Annotated in this window: 27 protein-coding genes; 13 read left to right on the top strand and 14 right to left on the bottom strand. The window is 31.9% G+C overall.

Annotated elements, in window-relative coordinates:
* The first annotated feature begins 85 nt into the window (after positions 1–85).
* The 7 genes from IHE43_RS16960 (at position 86) to IHE43_RS16930 (ending at position 7,188) form a co-directional block, all read left to right on the top strand.
* Complete coding sequence (locus tag IHE43_RS16960; RefSeq protein WP_192185002.1) at positions 86–1,084, top strand: glycosyltransferase family 2 protein; 999 nt, start codon at positions 86–88, stop codon at positions 1,082–1,084.
* Between the two features lies 1 nt (position 1,085).
* Positions 1,086–1,682, top strand: coding sequence for a dephospho-CoA kinase (gene coaE / locus IHE43_RS16955; RefSeq protein WP_192185001.1), 597 nt, complete (start codon positions 1,086–1,088; stop codon positions 1,680–1,682).
* A 59-nt stretch (positions 1,683–1,741) separates the two neighbouring features.
* Positions 1,742–3,328, top strand: coding sequence for a sensor histidine kinase KdpD (locus IHE43_RS16950; protein WP_192185000.1), 1,587 nt, complete (start codon positions 1,742–1,744; stop codon positions 3,326–3,328).
* A gap of 3 nt (positions 3,329–3,331) precedes the next feature.
* Positions 3,332–4,048 (top strand): response regulator transcription factor, encoded by a 717-nt coding sequence (locus tag IHE43_RS16945; protein WP_154781780.1) that lies wholly within the window; start codon positions 3,332–3,334, stop codon positions 4,046–4,048.
* Positions 4,049–4,569: 521 nt separating this feature from the next.
* Positions 4,570–5,961, top strand: a complete 1,392-nt coding sequence (locus IHE43_RS16940) for an RtcB family protein (RefSeq protein ID WP_192184999.1) — start codon at positions 4,570–4,572, stop codon at positions 5,959–5,961.
* 14 nt (positions 5,962–5,975) lie between these two features.
* A complete protein-coding gene (gene prfH / locus IHE43_RS16935) occupies positions 5,976–6,665 on the top strand; it encodes a peptide chain release factor H (RefSeq protein WP_192184998.1) in 690 nt (229 codons plus the stop codon).
* On the top strand, positions 6,652–7,188 hold the full coding sequence (locus IHE43_RS16930; protein ID WP_192184997.1) for a M48 family metallopeptidase: 537 nt from the start codon (positions 6,652–6,654) through the stop codon (positions 7,186–7,188). Before prfH ends, IHE43_RS16930 begins: the two co-directional genes overlap by 14 nt.
* Positions 7,189–7,321: 133 nt before the next feature.
* On the opposite strand, the gene IHE43_RS16925 is transcribed toward IHE43_RS16930, so the two are convergent.
* The 8 genes from IHE43_RS16925 to IHE43_RS16890 all read right to left on the bottom strand — a co-directional run bounded on the left by IHE43_RS16925 (position 7,322) and on the right by IHE43_RS16890 (position 14,643).
* Positions 7,322–8,068, bottom strand: a complete 747-nt coding sequence (locus tag IHE43_RS16925) for an acyl-[acyl-carrier-protein] thioesterase (protein WP_192184996.1) — start codon at positions 8,066–8,068, stop codon at positions 7,322–7,324.
* 72 nt (positions 8,069–8,140) lie between these two features.
* Positions 8,141–9,061 carry a tRNA (adenosine(37)-N6)-dimethylallyltransferase MiaA gene (gene miaA / locus IHE43_RS16920; RefSeq protein WP_192184995.1) on the bottom strand — a complete coding sequence of 307 codons (921 nt, stop codon included), beginning with the start codon at positions 9,059–9,061 and terminating at the stop codon, positions 8,141–8,143.
* Between the two features lie 155 nt (positions 9,062–9,216).
* Positions 9,217–10,059 carry an ion transporter gene (locus tag IHE43_RS16915; RefSeq protein WP_192184994.1) on the bottom strand — a complete coding sequence of 281 codons (843 nt, stop codon included), beginning with the start codon at positions 10,057–10,059 and terminating at the stop codon, positions 9,217–9,219.
* 30 nt (positions 10,060–10,089) lie between these two features.
* Positions 10,090–11,451, bottom strand: coding sequence for an exonuclease domain-containing protein (locus IHE43_RS16910; protein WP_192184993.1), 1,362 nt, complete (start codon positions 11,449–11,451; stop codon positions 10,090–10,092).
* An 82-nt stretch (positions 11,452–11,533) separates the two neighbouring features.
* Entirely contained in the window at positions 11,534–12,178 is a 645-nt protein-coding gene (locus IHE43_RS16905) for a YggS family pyridoxal phosphate-dependent enzyme (RefSeq protein WP_192184992.1), read from the bottom strand.
* On the bottom strand, positions 12,169–12,690 hold the full coding sequence (locus IHE43_RS16900) for a hypothetical protein (RefSeq protein WP_192184991.1): 522 nt from the start codon (positions 12,688–12,690) through the stop codon (positions 12,169–12,171). The genes IHE43_RS16905 and IHE43_RS16900 overlap by 10 nt, the downstream gene beginning before the upstream one ends.
* A gap of 12 nt (positions 12,691–12,702) precedes the next feature.
* Positions 12,703–13,590 (bottom strand): 3-hydroxyacyl-CoA dehydrogenase family protein, encoded by an 888-nt coding sequence (locus tag IHE43_RS16895; protein ID WP_072971110.1) that lies wholly within the window; start codon positions 13,588–13,590, stop codon positions 12,703–12,705.
* Positions 13,591–13,677: 87 nt separating this feature from the next.
* Positions 13,678–14,643, bottom strand: a complete 966-nt coding sequence (locus IHE43_RS16890; protein WP_192184990.1) for a Gfo/Idh/MocA family protein — start codon at positions 14,641–14,643, stop codon at positions 13,678–13,680.
* A gap of 143 nt (positions 14,644–14,786) precedes the next feature.
* On the opposite strand from IHE43_RS16890, the gene IHE43_RS16885 reads away from it, so the two are divergent.
* Positions 14,787–15,428: a protein-L-isoaspartate(D-aspartate) O-methyltransferase gene (locus tag IHE43_RS16885; RefSeq protein ID WP_192184989.1), complete on the top strand. Its 642-nt coding sequence runs from the start codon at positions 14,787–14,789 to the stop codon at positions 15,426–15,428.
* 25 nt (positions 15,429–15,453) lie between these two features.
* On the opposite strand, the gene IHE43_RS16880 is transcribed toward IHE43_RS16885, so the two are convergent.
* The 3 genes from IHE43_RS16880 to smpB all read right to left on the bottom strand — a co-directional run bounded on the left by IHE43_RS16880 (position 15,454) and on the right by smpB (position 17,721).
* A complete protein-coding gene (locus IHE43_RS16880; RefSeq protein ID WP_192184988.1) occupies positions 15,454–16,461 on the bottom strand; it encodes a helix-turn-helix domain-containing protein in 1,008 nt (335 codons plus the stop codon).
* Between the two features lie 88 nt (positions 16,462–16,549).
* Entirely contained in the window at positions 16,550–17,188 is a 639-nt protein-coding gene (locus tag IHE43_RS16875) for a lipoprotein (protein WP_192184987.1), read from the bottom strand.
* 77 nt (positions 17,189–17,265) lie between these two features.
* Positions 17,266–17,721: an SsrA-binding protein SmpB gene (gene smpB, locus IHE43_RS16870; RefSeq protein ID WP_192184986.1), complete on the bottom strand. Its 456-nt coding sequence runs from the start codon at positions 17,719–17,721 to the stop codon at positions 17,266–17,268.
* Between the two features lie 140 nt (positions 17,722–17,861).
* On the opposite strand from smpB, the gene IHE43_RS23695 reads away from it, so the two are divergent.
* From IHE43_RS23695 to IHE43_RS16860, 3 genes are all read left to right on the top strand, one after another.
* On the top strand, positions 17,862–18,011 hold the full coding sequence (locus tag IHE43_RS23695; protein ID WP_225585174.1) for a hypothetical protein: 150 nt from the start codon (positions 17,862–17,864) through the stop codon (positions 18,009–18,011).
* Positions 18,012–18,082: 71 nt separating this feature from the next.
* The gene (locus tag IHE43_RS23690) at positions 18,083–18,484 is read left to right on the top strand and encodes a hypothetical protein (RefSeq protein WP_225585172.1); all 402 of its coding nucleotides are present in this window, start codon (positions 18,083–18,085) and stop codon (positions 18,482–18,484) included.
* Positions 18,485–18,592: 108 nt separating this feature from the next.
* Entirely contained in the window at positions 18,593–18,814 is a 222-nt protein-coding gene (locus IHE43_RS16860) for a VF530 family DNA-binding protein (protein WP_072971103.1), read from the top strand.
* Here IHE43_RS16860 and IHE43_RS16855 read toward each other — a convergent pair.
* From IHE43_RS16855 to IHE43_RS16845, 3 genes are all read right to left on the bottom strand, one after another.
* Positions 18,811–19,368, bottom strand: a complete 558-nt coding sequence (locus IHE43_RS16855; protein ID WP_192184985.1) for a DUF3575 domain-containing protein — start codon at positions 19,366–19,368, stop codon at positions 18,811–18,813. The two genes, IHE43_RS16860 and IHE43_RS16855, sit on opposite strands and share 4 nt — an antisense overlap.
* Before the next feature lie 134 nt (positions 19,369–19,502).
* On the bottom strand, positions 19,503–20,051 hold the full coding sequence (locus IHE43_RS16850) for a GNAT family N-acetyltransferase (RefSeq protein WP_192184984.1): 549 nt from the start codon (positions 20,049–20,051) through the stop codon (positions 19,503–19,505).
* A 10-nt stretch (positions 20,052–20,061) separates the two neighbouring features.
* Positions 20,062–20,913 carry an aldose 1-epimerase family protein gene (locus IHE43_RS16845; protein ID WP_192184983.1) on the bottom strand — a complete coding sequence of 284 codons (852 nt, stop codon included), beginning with the start codon at positions 20,911–20,913 and terminating at the stop codon, positions 20,062–20,064.
* 189 nt (positions 20,914–21,102) lie between these two features.
* On the opposite strand from IHE43_RS16845, the gene IHE43_RS16840 reads away from it, so the two are divergent.
* Together IHE43_RS16840 and IHE43_RS16835 are read left to right on the top strand one after the other, a co-directional pair.
* Positions 21,103–23,373 (top strand): M1 family metallopeptidase, encoded by a 2,271-nt coding sequence (locus IHE43_RS16840; protein WP_192184982.1) that lies wholly within the window; start codon positions 21,103–21,105, stop codon positions 23,371–23,373.
* Between the two features lie 617 nt (positions 23,374–23,990).
* A complete protein-coding gene (locus IHE43_RS16835; RefSeq protein WP_192184981.1) occupies positions 23,991–24,632 on the top strand; it encodes a GNAT family N-acetyltransferase in 642 nt (213 codons plus the stop codon).
* Positions 24,633–24,648: the final 16 nt, after the last annotated feature.

The raw sequence follows: 24,648 nt of genomic DNA, 5'->3' as shown, positions 1-24,648 counted from the left end.
TTGGTGGTTTTTTTATGAATATAACATATCTTTGTTAAAATTTTGAAACTTAAAAAATTGCTACTTTAATACCGCACATCCCATTATGATTTTTTCTTTAATTATACCCGTGTATAATCGTCCAGATGAAGTTGATGAGCTTTTAGAAAGTCTCTCGAAATCTGATTATAATGAACCTTTTGAAATTGTTCTTGTTGAAGATGGTTCATCGATTCCATGTAAAGATGTGGTAATGACCTATCAGGGAAAATTGAATATCTCTTATTATTTTAAGGAAAATTCAGGACCGGGAGATTCAAGAAACTTTGGAATGCAAAAGGCAAGAGGTGATTACTTTATCATTTTTGATTCAGATTGTATTATTCCGCCTAATTATTTGTCAGAAGTCCGCAAAGCTTTAAACGAAGAATATGTGGATTGTTTTGGTGGCCCGGATAAAGCCTTGGATAGTTTTTCAGATATACAGAAAGCGATTAATTTTGCAATGACTTCATTTTTGACTACCGGTGGAATACGTGGTGGGTCTGAAAAAATCAATAAGTTTCAGCCAAGAAGTTTCAATATGGGAATTTCTAAAAAAGCTTTTGAAGCATCAAATGGATTTGGTAATATTCACCCTGGTGAAGATCCGGATTTATCAATTCGTTTATGGAATTTAGGTTTTGAAACGAGGTTGTTTTCAGAAGCTTATGTTTATCATAAACGAAGAATTGATTGGGGAAAATTCTCTATTCAGGTGCATAAGTTTGGAATTGCAAGACCAATATTAAATAGTTGGTATCCAGAACATAATAAAATTACTTTTTTCTTTCCGACCGTTTTTATACTTGGATTATTATTAGCTTTTTTACTGTTAATTTTCAATATTGATATTTTATTACAATTATATTTCGTATATTTCGTTATAATATTTCTTACAGCTAGTATACAGAATAAAAGCATTAAAATTGGATACTTGTCAGTAATTGCGGTGTGGAAACAATTTTATGGATACGGAACGGGATTTTTAGAATCATTTGTAAAAATTATTCTTTTAAAGAAAAAACCGCAAGAAGTTTTCCCTCGTATGTTTTTTAAAATATAATATGACAAAAGTTATCGGTTTAACAGGGGGTATTGGAAGTGGAAAAACAACCATTGCTAATTATTTTGCAGAAATGGGTGTTCCTGTTTATATAGCTGATAATGGTTCAAGAGCTGTAATGCAATTAGATCCTGTTATAAAAGAAGTGAAAAATGTATTTGGAGAAATTGTTTTTGAAAATGATATTTTAAACAGAGGTAAACTTGCAGAAATTGTCTTTAATGATAAAGAAAAGTTGGCAAAATTAAATGCGATAGTACACCCAGCTGTAAAAAAAGATTTTGAGGTATGGTTATTGCGGCACAAAAATTATGAATATGTAATTTATGAGGCTGCTATTTTGTTTGAAAGTGGACGATATAAAGAATGTGATTTCATAATAACAGTTACCGCACCTGAAGAAATTAGAATTGATAGGGTCTTAAAGCGGGATAATACTACTCGCTCGCAAGTTTTAAGCAGAATGCAAATGCAATGGAAGGATGAAGATCGAATTTCCAAGAGCAATTTTGTTATTAATAACGTAAATCTTAAAATTGCTAAAGAAGAAGTTGTTAAAATTCTTAAAATTTTAGATATTAAACAAAATCAGTCTTAAATGTTAATATTTGGTTAATGTATTATTTAGTATATTGTTAAAATATTAATTTTGTTTCGATGAATAAATTATTTTTTAGAATACTTGTTTTGCTCATGAGCTTGTCCTTAATAGGGATTATTCTGGTTCAGGTATTTTGGTTCAACTCTTCGTTCAAAAATAATGATGAACAATTTAAATATCACGTTACTCAGGTAATTGGTAATGTTGCTGATAAACTTGAGCAGCAAGAAGAATACAGTTTTTATGATAAATATAATCGTATAAAAGATAGTACTGGTAAAATCCCTAAAAAAGAAGATTTACTGGAAGTTCTTTATGTACAGAGAAATACCAAAACAAACAAAACAATTGTATATTCTAATACACTGACCTCTGAAGATTATGATATAAGTGGCTCATTGTTTAATAAAAAATTCAGTAGCGAAAGGTTTAAGAATTTTAGTTCGAAACGCGTAACTGAAGTTTATAATAACAACAATGGTATTGATAATAATCCTTTAGGACAAAGTATTATTCCGGATTTAAAAATCGAGAAATCAGGAAGCTTAGATATTTTAAATAAAGTACAGCAACAAATTCAATATAAAGATATTGCTTCTTTAACGCCAATTGAAGGAAGAATTACAAAAGACAAGCTTAATAAGTTATTAAAAAAGGAATTAGAAGAATATGGTGTAAAAACCAAATTTGAATTCGGTGTTCTTAACAGTGGTTTACCAACAAAAGTAAAATCGGATGGTTTTCATTTTGATAAAGATGCAAGCTATCACATTCCGATATATACTGATAATGAAGGAAATAGTAAGTATGAATTATATATAACCTTTCCTTATAAAAAGAAATTTTTGTTATCAGAGTTATTAAGCATAACAATATTATCAATCGTTTTTACACTGATTATAATAATTGCATATACCAGTGCATTAAACCAATTGTTGCGTCAAAAACATATTTCTGAAATTAAAACAGATTTTATAAATAATATGACGCATGAGTTTAAAACTCCAATTGCAACAATAAATTTGGCCTTGGATGCGATTAAAAATCCGAAGATTATTGAAGATAAAGAAAAGGTTTTTAGATATCTTCAAATGATCAGAGATGAAAATAAAAGAATGCATGCTCAGGTTGAAAACGTTCTTCGTATCTCTAAATTAGAAAAAAGAGAACTGGATATTACAAAAGAACCAACTGCAATTCATGATATTATTGATGATGCAATTGAACATGTAAATTTAATTTTAGAAGATAGACATGGTACGGTTGTAAAACATCTAAATGCTTCAAGAACGACGTGTTTGATAAATGAAGTGCATTTTACAAATGTATTGGTAAATATTTTAGAGAATGCCATAAAGTATTCTCCGGATGTTCCTGAAATTGAAATTTTTACAGAAAACATAAAGGATATGATTCTGATAAAAGTTAAAGATAATGGATTAGGAATGAGTAAGGTGGCTCAAAAAAGAGTTTTTGAGAAATTTTACAGAGAACATACTGGAGATTTACATAACGTAAAAGGACATGGTTTAGGTCTTGCTTATGTAAAAAGAATAGTTGAAGATCACAATGGTCAAGTATATGTTGAAAGCGAAAAAGGAAAAGGTAGCACCTTTATAATAAAAATACCATTAATAAATTAAAATATGGAAAATAATAACAAAAGAATACTTTTAGTAGAAGATGACCTTAATTTCGGGGCAGTTCTTAAAGATTATCTAATGTTAAATGACTTTGAAGTTACTTTAGCTAAAAACGGTATGGAAGGTTTCGAAAAATTCAAGAAAGATGTATATGATTTATGTATTCTTGACGTAATGATGCCTTATAAAGATGGTTATACTTTAGCCAAAGAAATTAGAGAAAAGAATAGCGAAGTGCCTATTATCTTCTTAACTGCTAAATCTATGAAAGAGGATGTATTAAAAGGTTATAAAGCAGGAGCTGATGATTATTTGAATAAGCCTTTTGATTCAGAAGTTTTATTGATGAAAATCAAAGCTATTATTCAAAGAAAATCTGCCGATACAAAAGCAGAACAAGTACAGTTTGAGTTTAATATTGGTAAATTCCACCTTAATTCTAAACTTAGATTTTTAACTTTCGAAAATGATGAGCCAATAAAATTATCTCCAAAAGAGAATGAATTGCTTAAAATGTTGATTCTTCATGAAAATGATTTAATGCCAAGAGAATTAGCTTTAACAAAAATTTGGAGAGATGACAACTATTTTACTTCAAGAAGTATGGACGTTTACATCGCTAAACTTAGAAAATATCTAAAATCTGATGAAGATGTTGAGATTCTTAATATTCACGGTGAAGGTTTTAGATTAGTTGTAAAAAGCAAGGTAACCGAATAATAAATTCACTTAAATAAAATATAAGCTCTGAGAAATCAGAGCTTTTTTTTTGTTTACTTATGATTAAATTATTTTTTTTATTGTATTTATGTTATTGATAACGAATGTTTTGCTGTTATGTAAGTGATGTGTTTGTTTTCTTGACAAGAATTTTCTTTAATTTAAATTTGGAAAATTAAAAAACAATTCTGAATATTTGCAGACGAAAAAAATAATAACCCTTTAAAACGAAGAGAAATGTTTGTACTTACATCGACATCACAAAGCTTCACACCAAACAGATTTGGTGCATCGCTTCTTCGTGGCTTATTTCAATCTTAGAAATTCATTTTCAGATATAAAAAAAAGCCCGAAGACATTTAGTTTCGGGCTTTTTTTTATTCTAGACACTTCAAATTTTCCCGAATAATTGATTTTATTATTTATCCAAAACGGATAAAAGATTCCGCATACTTATGTTTTATTCAAATTCAATTTTGAAAACATTCGTTTGCAAAACAAACAAGATTTAATAAAAATTTATGGGAAATAAATTATCCGGAAAAGACCTGATTAAATTAGGCTTTCCGAAAAACAATTCAATAAATATCGCCTTAGGGCAAATAAATAGATATAGAAAAAGAGAAAAAAAAGAATCTATTCTAACAGAAGCCAAAGAAGTTTTGCTTCATCCTGAAAAGTATGAAGGACACGGAACCTGGGGTAAAGTTGCTGAAGGTTTGATAAATCCAGTTCATGTAAGAATGCATCAGCTGAAAAATACACGAGCGCCTTTTACCATATTTGGAGAAAATGAAATTGATCAACAAGCTAAGTTTCAGTTGTATGATTCTTTAAAATTACCAATTTCGATAGCAGGAGCTTTAATGCCAGACGCACATTCAGGTTATGGATTACCAATTGGCGGTGTTTTAGCAACAGATAATGCTGTTATACCATATGGAGTTGGAGTTGATATCGGATGTAGAATGAGCCTTTCGATTTTTGATTTGCCGGCATCCTATTTTAAAGGAAAAGAACATCAGTTAGAAGCAATTTTGAAAGATAATACCAAATTCGGGATGAATGAAGTTCATGCTTCAAGAGTAGATCATGAAGTTTTTTACAAAAGTGAATTTCAGGATATTCCGTTGTTAAAAAATCTTTTGCCAAAAGCTTACAAGCAATTGGGAAGTTCAGGCGGAGGAAACCATTTTGTTGAATTTGGAATTGCAAAAATTGACAATCCTGAAAATGAATGGAAGTTGGGAGTTGGTGAATATTTCGCTGTTCTTTCGCATAGCGGATCGCGAGGTTTGGGTGCAAATATTGCGAAACATTACACGTATCTGGCAACAAAACAATGTCCGTTACCTAAAAATGTGCAGCATTTAGCCTGGCTTGATTTAAATACACATGATGGTCAGGAATATTGGCTGGCGATGAATTTAGCAGGAGAATATGCAAAAGCCTGTCACGATGATATTCACAGAAGAATTGCCAAAGCTATTGGAAAAAGAGTAGTGGTAACAATTGAAAACCATCACAATTTTGCATGGAAAGAAATGGTAATTGGAAAAGAATGTATCGTACATAGAAAAGGCGCAACTCCGGCTGCAGAAGGGCAATTGGGAATTATTCCCGGTTCGATGACGGCTCCCGGCTATATCGTGAAAGGAAAAGGAAATGCGGAGAGTTTAAATTCGGCTTCGCACGGTGCAGGTCGATTATTTTCGAGAGCTAAATGCAAAAGTACTTTTACACAGAGTGAAATTAAAAAGGTTTTGAAAGCTAATGATGTCACTTTAATTGGAGGAAATATTGATGAAGCTCCGATGGCGTACAAAGACATTACAAAAGTGATGGGAAATCAAACGGAATTGGTTGAAGTTCTGGGAACTTTTACTCCGAGAATTGTTCGAATGGATCGTTAAAAAGAAAATTAAAAATGGAAAAAATAATTCAGATAACGGCAGGTCGCGGACCTGCGGAATGCACTTGGGTGGTTGCCCAAGTGCTTAAAAAAGTGTTGGAAGAAGCTCAGGAACAGCAATTGGAAACGACGTTATTACAAAGAGAAGTTGGTTCTGAAAATGGAACTGTTGAAACGGCAACAATTTCTGTAAAAGGGAAAAATGCAGCGACATTTGCGAATTCCTGGATTGGAACTATTCAATGGATTGGACAGAGTCCGTTTCGTAAAATGCACAAACGTAAAAATTGGTTTATTGGTATTTTTGAGATTGAACCACAAAAAAATAGTTCAGTTTCAGAAAATGATATTCAGTATCAGGCCATGCGGAGTTCCGGTGCCGGTGGGCAACACGTTAATAAAGTGAGTTCGGCGGTTCGGGCAACGCATATTCCAACAGGAATTGCAGTTGTTTCTATGGACAGCCGTTCGCAACACCAAAACAAAAAACGGGCAACAGAAAGATTATTAAAAAAATTAGAAGACGAAACTTTGCAGCAACTTAAAAATCATGTTGGTCAACAATGGGAAAATCAACTGCATATTGAACGTGGAAATCCTGTTAGGGTTTTTACCGGAAGTGATTTCAAAAATAATAAAGTAGAGAAAGGTTACAAAGGAACTCGTCAGAAATTAAAACAAGATTTACGAAATGAAAACAATTGATAAATACCTTTTTCAGGCTTTGGATAATTATCCGTACTCTCTTGAAGAAACGATTGAATCCTTAGATTATGCTTTTTCTTATGATGCAAAAAATACAATGGTTTTGTGTTTGTATGGAAGAATTCAGGCAGAGCAATTATGGAATTATGAAGAAGCTAAAAACTATTTTCAAGAAGCTTTATCCATTAATATTCATGCACTTGAAGTATATCCTTATTATTTGCATGTTTTGATTTTGAATGAAGATTACGAAGAAGCACAAAAATTGATCGATTTCGCTTTAACTATAAAAGGAATAAATAAATCTGAAATTTTTGTAAAGAAAGCGATTCTTCTTGAAGCTCAGCAGGAGTTTAAAAAGGCCTTAAAGGAAATTAAAAATGCTAAACTTACAACCTTACAGTTTGCTTTTGATTCTGATATTACAGAAGTAGAGAAAAGAATTAAAGGCAAAATTGAGTTGCTTGAAAAGAAAAAGAAGCCGAAGGAATCAAAGAAAGATTCAAAAAAGAAATCAAAATGATTTTTGATTTAAAAACAGAAACGGTGCAATTCTAAGTTTGGATTGCACCGTTTTTTATTTTTTGTGAATATTTTTGCCACGAATTTCGCAAATTAGCACAAATTTTAAATTAAGTCTTTGTTATTCCGGTAGTTTATTCCCAATGCAATTCTAAAGCAAAACACGTCTTTTCACCTTTTGTAATGCTGAATGTTGCAGTAGTATGATCATCGTCTTCACTTTCGTGAATAACGACATTATCTTTTAATGAAAGTTCTTTCATGAAATTCATTTCAAAGCTTTTAACTTCTTGTTTTAGAATTCTTTTGGAATCAACATGATCCAGGCACCATTCCAAATATTTGACATTATTCACGTGATTAACGATATCCAGATCTGATAAATAAACTATTTTTTCAAAAACGGCTTCTTTTTCATGATTGATATTGATTTTAGAAAAACCTTCTGTTGTTGCTCTGTTATTCGGAAATAATTCAAAATGTTCATAAGGTAAAGCCAAAGCTTCCGGACGGCGTAATTGTGTGTTAAAAACAGCCCAGTATGTTTCGCAACCTACAATTTTCTTTCCGTTCACATACATCTCTAATGCACGAACAGAACGTGAATTTTCTAAACTGTTAATCCATGTTTTTACAGTAACAATATCTTGCCATTTTGGTAAAGCGCTAATTTCAACACGCATTCTGCTTAAAACCCATGCCTGGTGGAATTCCTGCATGTCAAAAAAACTGATGCCTCCAACTTCAGAATGCGCAGCCGCAGTTAATTGCAGAATATTACACAAATCAGTATATTTTAAAAAACCGTTTGGTGTGCATTGTGTGAAATTGATTTCCCAGTCTTTGCTTAAAACTGATGTAAAATTTGGTGATATTGGCATTTTTATTTTATATTTATTTAGAGAATAGAATAAAGAGAATAGAAGAAAGATGCAAGAAAATAGACTTTTGATTTACGTTATAAGATTTTCTATGTAATTGATGATATTTTTTCTATCTGCTGCGTAATCAAACCATTTCGTGTTTTCGTTTCTTTTAAACCATGTTAATTGTCTTTTGGAAAATCTTCTGGTATTTTTCTTGATTTCTTCGATGGCAAATGGCAACGAAAATTCTCCGTCAAAATAACTAAATAATTCTCTATAACCCACCGTTTGAAGCGCATTTAAGGCTTTATTAGGATGCAAAGCTTTCGCTTCATCCAATAAACCTTCATTCATCATAATCTCAACACGCTGGTTAATACGATCATAAATTATTTTTCTATCTGCTTCTAAACCAATTAGAATAGGAGTGAAGTTTCGGTTGTTTTTCTTCTGGTTTAAAAAAGAAGAATATGGTTTTTGAGTCCCGATACAAACTTCTACAAAACGCATCATTCGCTGTGGATTTTGAAGTGTTTGTGGATTTTCTAAAGTTATTTTTTGAAAATAGTCCGGATCTAAACGTTGTAATTGCTCTTGTAAATACGTAATTCCAAGTTTTTCATAATTTGAATTTACTTCAGAACGAACTTCAGGATTTATTTCAGGAAATTCATCAAACCCTTTTAAAAGAGCGTCTACGTATAAACCTGAACCACCAATTAAAATAGCAAAATCATTCTTCTGAAATAATTCTTCTAATTTTAAAAGGGCTTCTTTTTCATAATCTCCAACGGTATAATTCTCGAAAATGGATTTGTTTTGAATAAAATGATGTGTTGCCGATTTTAATTCTACTTGATTTGGAACCGCTGTCCCGATAGTCATCTCTTTAAAAAACTGACGGCTGTCACAGGAGATTATCTCACAATTGAAATGCTGTGCCAAAGCAATGCTTAAGGCTGTTTTGCCTATAGCTGTTGGTCCGACAATGGTAATTAAGTATTTCATATTTCTTCTAGCCCGGATGGGAATGAAAACCCCGGACTTATGTTTGTTCGTTTTTTTGGGATAAAAGAGCGACCAGCGGAAGCTCCTTTTATGCCTTAAAAAAACAACAAAGATAAGGAGGAGTTGGAGTGTACAGCTGGAATAGCTCTATAAAATTAATTATTTGGTAATTCTGTTCCACATTCGTAACAATATCTGGCATTATCAAAATGAACCTGAGAGTTGCAGTTTTTGCAAGTTTTCTTTCCGCTTACTGTATTATTATTTTTTAAACTGTTTTTTGCAAACTCTGCAGTAACAATTCCGGTGGGAACTGCAATAATTCCGTAACCTAAAATCATGACCAATGAAGCAACAAATTGTCCTAAAGGCGTTATAGGTGAAATGTCGCCATAACCAACTGTTGTTAAGGTTACTATAGTCCAGTAAATGCTAGCCGGAATACTTGTAAAACCGCTTTCTTTGCCTTCTATCATGTACATAATAGAGCCGATAATTACGGTGCTGATCAATACAAAATAGATAAAAACCAGAATTTTTTCTTTACTGGCTTCAATCGCATCACGCAGTTGAAGGGACTGATGTGAAATTTGAGGAATGTGAAGTATTTTGAATAATCGGAAGAAACGTAAAGCTCTTATGACCGATAAAATACTCGCTCCCGGGAAAAATATTGACAGATACATCGGTAGTACAGCAAGTAAATCTATAATACCATAAAAACTAAAAATATATTTTATTGGTTTTTGAATGGAAATAATACGCAAAATATACTCGATGGTAAAAAAGACGGTGATTATCCATTCACAGATAATGAGTTGAGAATGGTATTTTTGGTTGATTCCCTGAACGGTTTCCATCATGACCAAAAGAACACTTAATAGAATTAATCCGAGTAGCACCAGATCAAAAAGGCGTCCAAGAATGGTATCTGTTCCGTAAAGAACTACTTTTATTTTTTCTCTAAAGCTTTCGTATTTGGATTTCATTTTTGTCATATTGACTAAGGTAATGAAAATTTAGAAATTTTAAAAATGTAGAATTTTGATTGACCTGCTTTTGCGCATGTAATTTTGAATTATGTTTTTTACATCGCGATTGTTTTGCATCGGGATAAGAATGTTTTTTAGGATTTCGATGTTGGTAATTTGATAGTTTAAATCATAAAAAGCATAGCCTTTATAAATACCATTTTCGATTAAAACAGCACTACGTTCGTTGATGTTCCTTCCTCTGTCAAGCAAAATCATGCTTTTGTTTTCAAAACTATTTTCAGAAATGAATTGTTGTACACGTGTATTGTAGATTTCAGGACTAACTTCACCAATACAAGCTCCATCACATTCTTTGATTTTGTATTGAAAACACTCTTTTTTAGTTTGATATAATCCTGTTAACTTTTGGCATAGATGATACTTTTCAGTGAACTTGAAAAGCATATTTTTGCCTTCCTGTAAAGAAGCAAATGAGGTGATTTCTTTTTTGCGACCATCAGCTTTTTGAAGTTTTATATTCAAATAGCCATTTGAATCTTTTTCCGCATACAAAGCAAATGGAAATACCGTTTTCTTCTGTGAGCGATTGTGTCTCGGGCGGTTTATTTTTACTTCTTCACTTTCTTTTAAAAGCGCAATTAATTCGCTTCCGGTTTCATCATATGTTATAGTGAAAACTTCAGCCTGGATTTTTTTGCTTTTTGTTGTGATTCCAGTGAAATGTTGATTTACCCTTTTTCTAATATTCTGACTTTTTCCTATATATATTAAGGTCCCGCTTTCGTTATGAATGTAATATACACCCGTTTTAGTTGGCATTTGGCCGACCAGATCTAATAATTTTGGTGCAATACCTTTTTCAACTTCGAGTTTAATAAAATCTTTTACAATCGTTTTCTCTAAGTCTTTTTCTAAAAGCATTTTAAACAACTTAGTCGTTGCCATAGCATCTCCACTGGCGCGATGACGATCTGCCATCGGAATTCCGAGTGCACGCACTAATTTTCCTAAACTGTAAGAAGGTTGTTCCGGAATTAATTTTTTAGCCAATTCAACAGTGCAAAGTGTTTTGGCTTCGAAATCGTATCCTAAGCGTCTGAATTCGGTACGTAAAATTCGGTAATCAAAAGAAGCGTTGTGTGCTACAATAATACAATCTGATGTGATTTCGATGATTCGTTTTGCAACTTCAAAGAATTTTGGAGCTGAATGCAACATAGCATTATTGATTCCGGTTAATTTCACCACAAAAGGCTGAATCGGAATTTCAGGATTAACAAGGCTAATGAATTGGTCAACTACTTCATGTCCATCAAATTTATAAATGGCAATTTCGGTAATTCCTTCTTCATTAAACTGGCCTCCAGTGGTTTCTATGTCTAGTATTGCGTACAAATTTAGTTTTCGGTATTCAGTATCAGTATTCAGTTTGTTTGTAAAGGCGTATCGCAGCACGTCTTACTATAGTTGATTTTTATCAGCGGTTTCCAAAAATGCTGCTTCCAATGCGCACCATTGTGCTGCCACATTCTATAGCAAGTTGATAATCGCCGGACATTCCCATGGAAATAATTGAAAAATTATCATTTTGAATCGAATCAAAAATCGATTTTAAATGTTGGAATTCTTTTTTGATTTGGTTTTGATCTTCTGTAAATGTTGCCATTCCCATTAAACCTAAGGTACGAATATTTTTGAGTTCTTTGAACTCTGATGAAGAAATAAGTTCATTTAATTCGTTTTCGTCCAAACCAAATTTAGATTCTTCTTCAGCAATATATATCTGAAGCAGGCAATCAATAATTCTATTATTTTTTAAAGCTTGTTTGTTGATTTCCTGCAATAATTTCAAACTGTCTACACCATGGATCAAACTCACAAAAGGTGCCATAAATTTGACTTTATTCGTTTGAACATGACCAATCATGTGCCATTGAATGTCTTTTGGCATTTCTTCCCATTTCTCGGCCATTTCCTGGATTTTGTTTTCTCCAAAAATGCGTTGACCAGCTTCATAGGCTTGCATTAAGTCTGAAACGGGTTTGGTTTTAGAAACAGCAACAAGAGTTACATTTTCTGGTAATGTGGATTTGATTGTATTTAAATTTGATGCTATTGACATTTTTCTATTTTTTCTTGAATTCTCAACAATATTAGTCTTTCGTCTACAATTATTTTTTCTTCCTTGAACTTTTTAAACTCATTAAAGATCTGTATTATTCCTTCATCAGAATAGGTGTCGATTGAATTTATAACGTAGTTATCTTTTTTATTTTTTAACATTAAATAAAAGGTCGCGCTACGTAATCCTTGTCGAGAACCGATACTCTGTATCTGTATATAAGTTTTTTTTATATTTATTGATTTTATCCATTTCGTATTAAATGTTTCACCATGTAAAATAATACTATTTTCTTTGAAAGTTACTGTATCAATATTGCTTTTGCTTTCGTTAATAATGGTAAAGGCATAAAATGTGAAAAGAGCTAATTCAATAGTAATTGTATAAAAGTTTAAAATTTTAGAAATGAAAATTAGATATGAATAAAAAATAAATGATATAAAATAGACCAAGTTTTTTGAGGTAAAAAGACGTTGACTGAAATTTTTATATTCGCTCTCAAATGTTATCATATTTAAAAATTCTTAAACAAACTGCTTCGAGATTTTTTCTGCTTTTTTACTTTCACTATAATCATAAAAACCTTCACCAGATTTGACGCCCAATTTTCCGGCTCTTACCATATTTACCAATAACGGACAAGGCGCATATTTCGGATTTTTGAAACCTTCGTACATTACGTTTAAAATCGCAAGACAAACATCAAGACCAATAAAATCAGCTAATTGTAGCGGTCCCATTGGGTGTCCCATTCCTAATTTCATTACTGTATCAATTTCATAAACTCCGGCGACTTTATTATATAACGTTTCGATTGCCTCGTTTAGCATTGGCATTAAAATTCTGTTTGCCACAAAACCTGGATAATCGTTTACTTCAACAGGAGTCTTTCCTAGTTTTACAGATAAGTCCATAATGATTTTAGTGACTTCATCGCTAGTATTGTATCCACGAATAATTTCAACTAATTTCATAATTGGCACCGGATTCATGAAATGCATTCCGATAACACGCTCTGGGTGTGCAACAACCGCTCCGATTTGTGTAATGGATATAGAAGAAGTATTCGTCGCTAAAATGGTGTTATGAGAACAAGCTTCGTTTAATTGTTTGAAGATGTTTAGTTTTAATTCAACATTTTCTGTTGCAGCTTCGACAACTAAATCAACTCCAACGACACCATCTTTAATATCTGTATAAGTGATAATATTGGTAATTGTTTTGGCAACATCTTCCTGAGTGATAGTTCCTTTAGACAACATTCTGTCTAAGTTAGCAGCGATTGTTGCCATTCCTTTATCCAGTGATTTTTCTGAAACATCAATTAGTTTTACGGTAAAACCACTTTGCGCAAAAGTATGAGCAATTCCGTTACCCATTGTTCCTGCACCAATTACAGCTATAGTTTTCATTTAAATTGAGGTATTATATTTATGATTTTAGCCACGAATTCACCAGATAATTCGTGAATTCGTGGCTAATTATATTTTTTGAATTTATTATTTATCGAAACAATCAATAATTTGATAGGCTACACGCAAAGCATCTGTAGCTTGTTCTAAAGTTACTACTGGAGTAGTATCAGTATTGATTGCATTTGCAAATGATTCTAATTCATCCAAAATAGCATTATTTTGCTCAACATCAGGATTTGTAAAATAGATTTGTTTTTTCACGCCTTCAGCATTTTGAAGAATCATATCGAAATCGCCGGGAACTTCAGGTGCATCTTTCATACGAACTACTTCACATTTTTTCTCTAAAAAGTCAACTGAAATGTAGGCGTCTTTTTGAAAGAAACGTGTTTTACGCATATTTTTCATCGAAATTCTGCTAGCAGTTAAATTAGCCACACAACCATTTTCAAATTCAATTCGGGCATTGGCAATATCCGGAGTATCACTGATTACAGAAACCCCACTAGCATGAATATCTTTTACTTTTGAATGAACTACACTCAGAATCGCATCAATATCATGAATCATTAAATCCAAAACTACCGGAACATCAGTACCACGTGGATTAAACTCGGCCAAACGATGTGTTTCAATAAACATCGGATTTTCGATCATATTTTTTGTCGCAATGAAGGCAGGATTAAAACGCTCCACGTGACCAACCTGACCTTTTACATTGTATTCTTTGGCTAAAGCAATAATTTCTTCAGCTTCTTCTACAGTGTTGGCAATAGGTTTTTCTATGAAGATATGTTTTCCTGATTTTATAGCTACCTTAGCGCATTTATAATGCGAAAGTGTTGGTGTTACAATATCGATGACATCCACAGCATGGATTAATTTTGCAATAGTGTTGAAGTTTTTATAGCCAAATTCTTTTGAAATTCTTTCGGCATTTTCTTGATTTTCGTCGTAAAATCCAACTAATTCGTATTTGTCAGATTGTTGTAATAAGCGTAAATGTATCTTACCTAAGTGACCAGCACCTAAAACTCCTACTTTTAACATGAGAATGTATTTTAAACAAAAATATAATTTATTTGTCGAAAGTAAAAGTTAATACAATAAAGATTTAGCGATTTAATAATTAAAAATCAATATTTGATTTCTTTTTTACTTTCTTATTTTTGCCAAAATAAAACCTACCCATTTTGAAAGACACTGCCAAACATCAAGGACTTCGTAATCAATTAGTAAGCACTTTAGAGCAAAAAGGGATTACTGACAGAGCGGTCCTGGATGCGATAAAAAAAATCCCAAGACACCTTTTTTTGAATTCAAGTTTTGAAGATTACGCTTATCAGGATAAGGCATTTCCTATTGGAGCCGGACAAACTATTTCACAGCCTTATACAGTTGCTTTTCAATCCCAGTTGTTAGAAGTTAAAAAAGATCACAAAATTTTAGAAATTGGAACAGGCTCCGGTTATCAAACCGCTGTTTTGTTTATGCTTGGTGCTAAAGTTTATAGTATTGAAAGACAAAACGAATTATTTAAAGCCACTTCAAATTTATTTCCGAAGCTAAATATCCGTCCAAAACATCTTTCTTTTGGAGATGGTTATAAAGGTTTGCCAAATCATGCTCCATTTGACAGTATTATTGTTACGGCAGGTGCTCCGTTTATCCCTCAGCCTTTAATGGCGCAGTTAAAAATAGGAGGCAGGCTGGTTATTCCGCTAGGTGAAGATGTTCAGATTATGACCTTATTAATTCGTAAAAATGAAACTCAATTTGAAAAACATGAGTTTGGAGAGTTTAGATTTGTTCCTTTATTAGAAGATAAAAATTAAATAGAAAAGCCCAGTTGGGCTTTTTTTATTGTGAAACCAATTGGATCGCACGATTTAAATTCGCTTTTTCAATTTGAAGAATATAATTAATAAAATGGGAGTTGTTATTCATTTTCTGGCATTCCGCTAAAACAGCGAAATATTGGGTGATATTTTCTTCACTTCCTTCAATGGTGGCAAATACATAGTCATTTTGAAGTAAAATCCAATTCATGATTAGATGAGCCATTTGTACAGTTGCATTTTCAAAGGGATTTATAGTCATAATTTTCAAATGCGTCTCCGAAGCCAAAAGTATGGGGTGTACATTGTTTTTTTGGGTTTCAAACCAGTTAAAAAACAAATTCATTTCGCGAATTACTAATGCATCATTTTTGTATTTTCCGGCATTTTTTGGCTTAATCCCTTTCAAAATTAAATTATGAATTGTCAGGAATTCTTTCTCATTTAAAGGGATTTTTTTCTGATTCAAATCTTTTATATAGGAAATAGTTTCGTGAAGATTTACAGCTTCAAGATGTTCTTGCATGCTTTTTCCTGGAATTGTTATTCCATCATTAATTACAGCTTTTGTTTCCTGAAATGTTAATGAGTTTCCGTTTAAGCGGTTGGTTTCGAAAATAAATTCTAATTCAATTATTTTGGAAATACGACGTAATTCAAAATGTTGAAAAGATTGGATTTTTTGCCGAAGCAGTTCAATTTCATCCAAAATATTTTGAACGGTTGATAAGACAGCAGCATTATTGTGTCTTTTATTGTTCTGAATTTCCTGTTCAACAAGTAATAATGCTTTTAGGGCAAATTCCTCATCGCCAATTTCATAAAGAATTTTTTCTTTAAGCCAGGCAATCATTAAAGTTTCAAAGTCAATTTCTAAGAGTTGAGAAAGTTTAGAAATTTGCTCCTTAGTAGGTTTTCTGGTTCCTGACTCAAATTTACTTATTAATGCCTGATCGATTCCAAGAAGCTGTGCCACCTCACGGGTTTTAAATCCTTTTTGCTCTCTTGCATTTTTAAGAAGTGTCCTCATTTGAATAAATGATTTAAATTGTCTTGACAAATTTGGTCATTTTTTAGTTTATAAAAAAAGCAATAAATAATTATTGCTTTTAATTATTTTATTTTGGTAATGATCCGTCTTTTTTCATTTCGCCAACTACGGCTTGCATAATGGCGTCTACAGTTTGTCCCAAATCCGTAACATATTCAGATTTTGTCGTTCCTGTCCAGATTAATTTGTTTTGTTTTAAGGAAAAAATATTAGTTTCTACCATATAAGATGTAGTTTCCTGATAATAGCCCGGATCGTAGAAATTTGGGGAATACATTCCGTACCAGTTACCAAATCCATATCCATACATTCCTGTATATGCGCCATCAAATCCTCCATAATACATTCCAGTATAAGTTCCTGGAACGTAGTTTGTCTCTTTATCAGTACTTACTAAACGCATCGTAACAACGCCATCAAAATTTTCATCTTGTAAAATTTTTAATTTTTGTTCCTGGGTAAGTTGTTTAGTGCTTTCGTTTAAATATTGATAAGAAGTTTTAAATATTTGATTACTGGCTGCAATCCTATTTTCTGTAATTCTTCTGGAAGCTTCATCTTTTACTAAAGCAACAACTAAGACTTTTTTAAAGTGCTCCTGTGCAACAGTTACATCTGGATCTCTCCAGCTATTTACAATTGATGTATTACTGCCACAACCTGAAAGTGTCAGTACGGCGATTAAGAAAACTAAGTACTTTTTCATATTTTACAGTTAAATTGTTTGTATAAAATTAAAGATAAAATATTAATAAACAACACTTTAGGGATAATTAAAGCAACTTAATTGTAAGCTTTTTTAATTCGGTCTAAGTCACGTTTTGTGTCTTGTTCTTTCAAAGATTCGCGTTTGTCGTAGTTTTTCTTTCCTTTACAAAGGCCTATTTGCAATTTTGCAAGACCTTTTTCATTTGTAAATAACTTTAGCGGGACAATAGTAAGTCCTTTTGCCTGTACACTTTTATGAAGGCTTTTTAGCTCCTTTTTATTCAAAAGTAATTTTCTTTCACTTCTTGACTTATGATTGAATTGATTTCCAAAAGAATATTCTTCAATATAAGTATTGATTGCAAAAAGCTCAAGATTATTAAATTCACAAAAGCTTTCAGTGATATTAGCCTTCCCTAAGCGTATAGATTTGATTTCTGTTCCGGATAAAACAATTCCGGCAGTATAAGTATCGATTATCTCGTAATCGAAACGAGCTCTCTTATTAAGTATATTGACTGTTTTTAACATAGTTGCAAATGTAAAACAAAATTGAAAAACTTTAATACAATCTAAGATAATTAAAGATTTTTTTTAATCTATGACTTAGATCATGTTTAAGGAAAAAACTTACATATAAGTTTGTTGAATAATTTAAAACAAACTCAAACATGAAAAAGATTTTATCATTAGTTGGTATTGTGATGATTGGTTTAACCGCAAAGGCACAAGAGGCAAATCAAAGTTTAAAAGGAGCGTGGTTCGCTACTTCTCAAATTGGTTATCAGCAAACTAAAACAGGAGATTTTAAAAAAACGTAAGTATACTGCCTGTTGTTGGTACATTTATAACACCGTCAGTAGCAGTTGGAGCTGGATTGGGATTTATTAATATGAAATCTGAATCAAATGCAGGAACGGCTGTAAAAACTGATTTAATCGTTATTGAACCACTAGCCAGAAAATATTGGAATGTTGCCGGTTCTTTATATTTCTTCGGACAATTAGCTGCTCCAATTATTACTGGAAAAGAAAAGGAAAGAGACTTAAAAGTAAATCAGGTTGGTTTAGCTTTATCTGGTGGATTTGATTATTTTGTAACTAAAAGTTTTTCAGTCGAGTTTTCTTATGATTTAGCAAATTTTACTTCCACGACCCTGGATCCAAAAGTTGGAGAAAAAACTACTGTTACTAATTTTGGGTTAGCCCACGTAGCAAATGTTGATTCAGCTTATTTGGTAGGGAATCCAAATTTAACCACACCACTTTCTTTCGGATTTAAATTTATATTCTAATAGTAGTCGATTTGATTTAAATTTAATTTCAATTCGTTAATTTTGCAAAAAGGAAAGACCGTACTTTTTTGGAGTACGGTCTTTTTACTATTATTTTAAAAAGATAAAATGCAAAATCAATCAAAAGATCCTTTACACGGAATTACACTTCAATCAATATTAGAAAAGCTTGTCGCTTATTATGGTTTTGATACATTATCAGAATTAATTCCGATAAAATGTTTTACTTCAAATCCAAGTATAAAATCCAGCTTGACCTTCTTACGTAAAACAGATTGGGCTCGTAAAAAAGTGGAAGATTTATATATTAAATCGCTTTCTAAATTTTAATTCAATTTATAAGAAAGCATTACACCGCCACGGTACGGAAGCCATTCTCCGCTTTTATTCCAATTTTCGGCTTTTTCATATCTACCTGGAGTTCCATCATTATAATAGCCATGATAGAAGCCCTGATGCCAACCACCTCCTGCAAAAATATCTAATAAAAATTTATCGTTTAATTTGATATTATATCCTATTGTAACCCCTAGTCTATATCCAAATCCATGTTCATATCTATTGCTATCCCAATAATTCCACTTTTGTATGTCATATACATCACCACCAATATGACCTCCAACATAAAAACCATTATATTTTTCTTTAAAATGGTAACGAATTTCAGGGGTCAAAGTAACAAATTTCATAGGATTATGACCATTTACAGATTCCCAGAAAGATGCCATAACATCAACGCTAAAAGTAGTTTTTTCTCCAATACTTGTTTCTATACCTACATTTGGAATAGCAAATAAAGCAGTTGCAGCATTAAATTTTAAGTAAGTTTGACTTTGACTTTGAACAGAAGAGAAAAGAACAAAAAGGATAAGTATTTTTTTCATAAAAATAAGTTTTCGGAATTCGAAATAAGGTTTAGTCATTTATTTCGCGTGCAAATATAACGCAATAGACCGATTTGCTATTGTGGAAAAAGTATATTTAACAAGATTTATTTTTATAGGAAACTAGTTGTTTTTTATTTGTCTAGTAATGAGTAAATTACCTTATCAAGAAAACGACCTTCATAAAATTCAGATTCTTTAAAATGCGCTTCTTTAATAAAACCACATTTTTGTAATACTTTTTCTGAAGCTAAATTTTCAGGATCAATTACCGCTTCAATTGAATGTAATTTCAGATCATCAAAACCATATCTGATTAATCTATTTACGGCTTCTGGAATAATTCCTTTTCCATGAAATTCAGGCAATAGCATATAGCCTATTTCAGCACGATAATTTTCAGGCTGCATTCTGTAATAGCCTATGATTCCTAACAATTTTGGGCTATCTTTTAAAGTGATACCCCAATTGATTCCAACATTCGTTACAATTTTATCTTCTATCATAGCTATATGCTCCAATGCATCTTCATAGTTTTTTACCAAAGGCCTTGGAATATATTTCATTGTTTCACGGTTTGAACGTAATTCAAAAACTTCTTTTACATCATCATTTGTAATTCGTCTTAAAAGCAAACGTTCTGTTTCTATAATTGGAAATGGAGAAAAATTGAATTCTAACATTTTTTAGATTTTATAATATTTGTATACTGAATTTTGAAGTGAATGTCTGATTTGCATCCAAAATTAAAATTCCTTCTTTTTCGAATAAATCTCCTGAATTAACAGCTGTATCAGAATATCCTAACCAAGGTTCAATGCAGATAAATGGAGCTTGTTCTTTTGTCCATATCCCTAAACTTGGAAAATCTTCAAAATCCACTTTTATATAAGGTTTTGAATTTTCAAGAATTGTAAGTGAATTTGATTCTAACGTTTTAAAAATTAACGCGTCATTCTCAAACAATTTATAATTTAATGAGACTAAACTATTCGTTGTTTCTAGAACTTCAGTTCTATTCGAAATTAAATCATTTTCAAGAAGATAATATTTCAGAACTTCTTCTCTTTCAAATTTTAATGCATAACTCTCAAAATTCTCTGGTAAAGCAATAGCCGGATGTGCACCTATAGAAAAAGGTATTTTACTTTCACTTTTATTAGTTATTTTATATTGAATATCTAAAGTGCTTTCATGAAGTGTATAGATGAGTTGTAATTCAAATTCAAAAGGGTATTTTTTCAGCGTTTCGGTATTTGACTTCAAGGAAAAAGCAGCACTATTTTCTCTTTTATCAATCAATTGAAATTCCATTTCACGAGCAAAACCATGCCTTGGCAGTTGATATTCTTTTCCGTTTACTCTATATGTATTGTTTTTTAAAGTTCCTACAATCGGAAAAAGAACCGGAGAATGCTTTCCCCAAAAATCAGGATTACCTTCCCAGATAAATTCCTTATTTTGACTGTTCTTTAATGATGATAATTCTGCTCCCGAATGTTTTATAGAAGCTTTAAGTGTTGAATTTGAAATAGTTGTATCCAATATGATAGAGTTGAATGAAAAAATAGTTTTTATCTAACGGTAAATATATTTTATAAATTTTAGTTTTTGAAGGAAATAGCTTAAATTATTTTTTTGATAAAATTTTGCTAAAAATCAAATTTAACCTTAAACTTCTCTCTGTAAATAGCTTTTTTTTTCATTAATTTGCTGCATAAACAGCTAAAAAATATGAAAAAACAATCCTCGAAAGCCATATTAACCATGGCTTTGTTTGTAGGGATTACTTCTGTTTGGGCACAACAAACCCCAGCTTCAACAGTAGCAAACCCGGTAAATAATTATAATTATCATGATGCTTTTGCACCTCATTTTTATACAAAAAACGGTACATCAACCCGTTCTGCCAGTGGTCAGCCTGGAGTTGAATATTGGCAAAACAGAGCTGATTATCAAATTACAGCAAAATTAAATGCTGTAAAAAATGAAATTGTTGGTACTGATGAAATTACTTATACTAATAATAGTCCTGATAGATTATCTTTTGTCTGGTTAAACTTAGAACAAAACTTATTTAAGGAAGATTCAAGAGGAAATGCTGTAGTTCCTTTGACAGGGAGCCGTAATGGGGCACAAGGACAAGTTTTTGATGGAGGAAACAAAATTAAATCAGTTAAAGTAATTTCTGATGGAAAAACTAAGGTTGAAACTGATGCTAAATTCATTGTTACAGATACAAGAATGCAAATTTTCCTTCCGCAAGAATTGGCTTCAAAAGGAGGATCGGTAAAAATTAAAATTGAATTTTCATTTATAGCGCCTTTTGAAGGATCTGACAGAATGGGGGTTTTAGAAACTAAAAACGGAAAAATCTTCACGATTGCACAATGGTATCCACGTATGTGTGTGTATGATGATGTAAGAGGGTGGAATACTGCACCATATTTAGGAGCTTCTGAGTTTTATTTAGAGTATGGTAATTTTGATGTAAAAATTACAGTACCTGCCAATCACTATGTTGTAGGTTCAGGGGAATTGTTAAACGGAGCAGAAGTCTTGCCTGCAGAACAGTTTAAACGTTATAAAGCTGCTTCACAAAGCGATAAAACGGTTATGATTCGTACTGCAGAAGAAGTTGCTGCTACAGCAAATACAAATGCAATAGCTGAAAAAACCTGGCATTATCAAATTAAAAATGCCCGTGATTTTTCGTGGGCATCCTCTGCAGCTTTTATCTTAGACGGAGCAAAAATAAACTTACCAAGTGGTAAAAAATCACTAGCATTATCAGCATACCCTGTTGAAAGTGCTGGAAATGATGCTTACGGTCGTTCTACAGAATATGTAAAATCATCAATCGAAAATTATTCAAAAAGATGGTTTGAATATCCTTATCCGGCTGCGACAAATGTGGCAGGAAATGAAGGCGGAATGGAATATCCTGGTATTGTTTTCTGCGGATGGAAATCTAAAGGTGATGATCTATGGGGAGTTACAGATCACGAATTCGGACATATTTGGTTTCCTATGATTGTTGGTTCAAACGAACGTTTATTTGCCTGGATGGACGAAGGTTTTAATACTTTTATTAATTCTGTAAGTTCTTTTGATTTTAATAATGGAGAATACAAGCAAAAGACTTCAGATCTTCATGAAGATGTGGAGTATTTAACTAGTCCAAAATTAGAAACTATTATGAGTTCTCCTGATAATATGAAAGAAGCTAATATTGGAGTTTTATGTTATGTAAAACCAAGTGCAGGATTAACAATTTTAAGAGAACAGGTTTTAGGACAAGAACGTTTTGATAAAGCATTGCGTACTTATGTTGAACGTTGGGCTTACAAACATCCAACTCCTGACGATTTTTTCAGAACAATTGAAAATGTTGCCGGAGAAGATTTAAGTTGGTTTTGGAGAAGCTGGTTTGTAAATAACTGGAGATTTGATCAGGGAATTAATTCTATTAAATATGTGAAAAACGACCCATCAAAAGGAGTTATAATTACGGTTGAAAATTTCGATAAAATGCCAATGCCAATTATTTTGGATGTAAAAACGAAAAGTGGAAAAGTAACCAGGGTTAAATTGCCTGTTGAAATTTGGCAGCGTAACAATGAATGGTCTTTCAAACATAATTCTACAGAAGAGATTGAAAGTGTAACACTAGATCCTGATCATGTTTTTCCAGATTATAACGAAAGCAATAATGTTTGGACAGCAACAAAAGGAATAATAGAGAAAGATATCATTTTAGATGCTTATGTTGGGATTTACTCGACTGCAAAAGCACCTTTAAAAATTGAAATTACAGAGAAAAGCAGCGTTCTTAGTGTAGAAATAACAAACTATCCAAAATTTTCTGTTGAGCCGGTTGCTGGAGAAAAAGATACTTTTCAGTCAAAAAGTGCTGGTCTAAAGTTCAGATTTAATGAAGCTAAGACAGGATTTGATATGATCGTTTTAGGAAATGGACAAGTAATTCCGTTTACCAAGAATTAAATAGTAAAGATATAAATTATTTAAAACCCGATAGTTATTAGTAACTATCGGGTTTTTTGGTTTGTCTTGTTTCAATTTTCAGGTTTTAATTTGTGAGTTTCAACCTCAGGTCAATGCTTTGGTTGTTGAATCATATTACTTAGTTTGGAATTTTTATAAAAATATGACTTTTAGAAAAACCTCAGAACCTTAGCATCTTAGAATCTTAGTGTTTCACAAAAATAACATTACGATAAAAAAATGTTAGAATTTTATTTTTTTGTTTTGTAAATAAAAAAATAGTGTACTTTTGCACCGATGAATAAAATAAGTTTACATATAACTTCTTTGTCACGGACAAACTCTCCTGTAACTTCTCCCGAAGTACGGATGCTATCTCTATAGTATTCACAGAGTTTTTCGTCGCGTATTTATTTATATTCATTTTTCATTTTGAAATCATCTAATTTGTCCATTGGACAAGCATATCCTAAAACTATATATTATATTTTTAATTTTCTTGATCAAGTTCTTGATTTTGAGAATGTTATTTCTATTTTGTCTACTTTTATTGGATTGATTTTTGGATTTCAAACTAAACAGTACGTTTTAATTTTTAACTCTAACTTCAACTTGAAATGAAAATCTCTATTGTTGTTACTCAGGAAGAACACTTCAAATTCGCACAGGAAATTTGCGATACAATAGAATCATCTGCCTTATTAAGAGGTACAGGGATTGCTAAAAGAACTCCTGAGTACATTCAGAAAAAAATGGCAAACGGTGATGCGATGATTGCTCTGGCAGACGGAAAATTTGCAGGTTTTTGTTATATCGAAAGTTGGCAGCACGGAAAATTCGTGGCGCACTCGGGTCTAATTGTACATCCGGACTACAGAAGTTTGGGTTTGGCAAAAAAAATCAAATCAAAAGTTTTTGACTATTCATTACAAAGATATCCAGATGCTAAAATATTCGGAATTACAACTGGTTTAGCCGTAATGAAAATCAATTCTGATTTAGGTTACAAGCCTGTGCCTTTCTCTGAATTAACAACAGATCCAAGTTTTTGGTCAGGCTGTAAAACCTGTACCAATTACGAAATCCTAAAAAGCAAAGAAAACAAAATGTGCCTTTGTACGGGAATGTTGTACGATCCAAAAGAAAAACAAAAAGATCCGCCAAGACATCCTTTTAATGAGGCTGTTTTAAACAGATTAAAAAAAATAAAACAAGCTTTATTCTTAAATAAAATTCTGTCTTTTATTTTTTTTCCATAAGAATACCAATAAAAAG

The sequence above is a fragment of the Flavobacterium sp. MDT1-60 genome (genome assembly GCF_014844035.1).
Classification (GTDB): domain Bacteria; phylum Bacteroidota; class Bacteroidia; order Flavobacteriales; family Flavobacteriaceae; genus Flavobacterium.
This window is presented reverse-complemented; position numbering and strand designations above follow the sequence as displayed.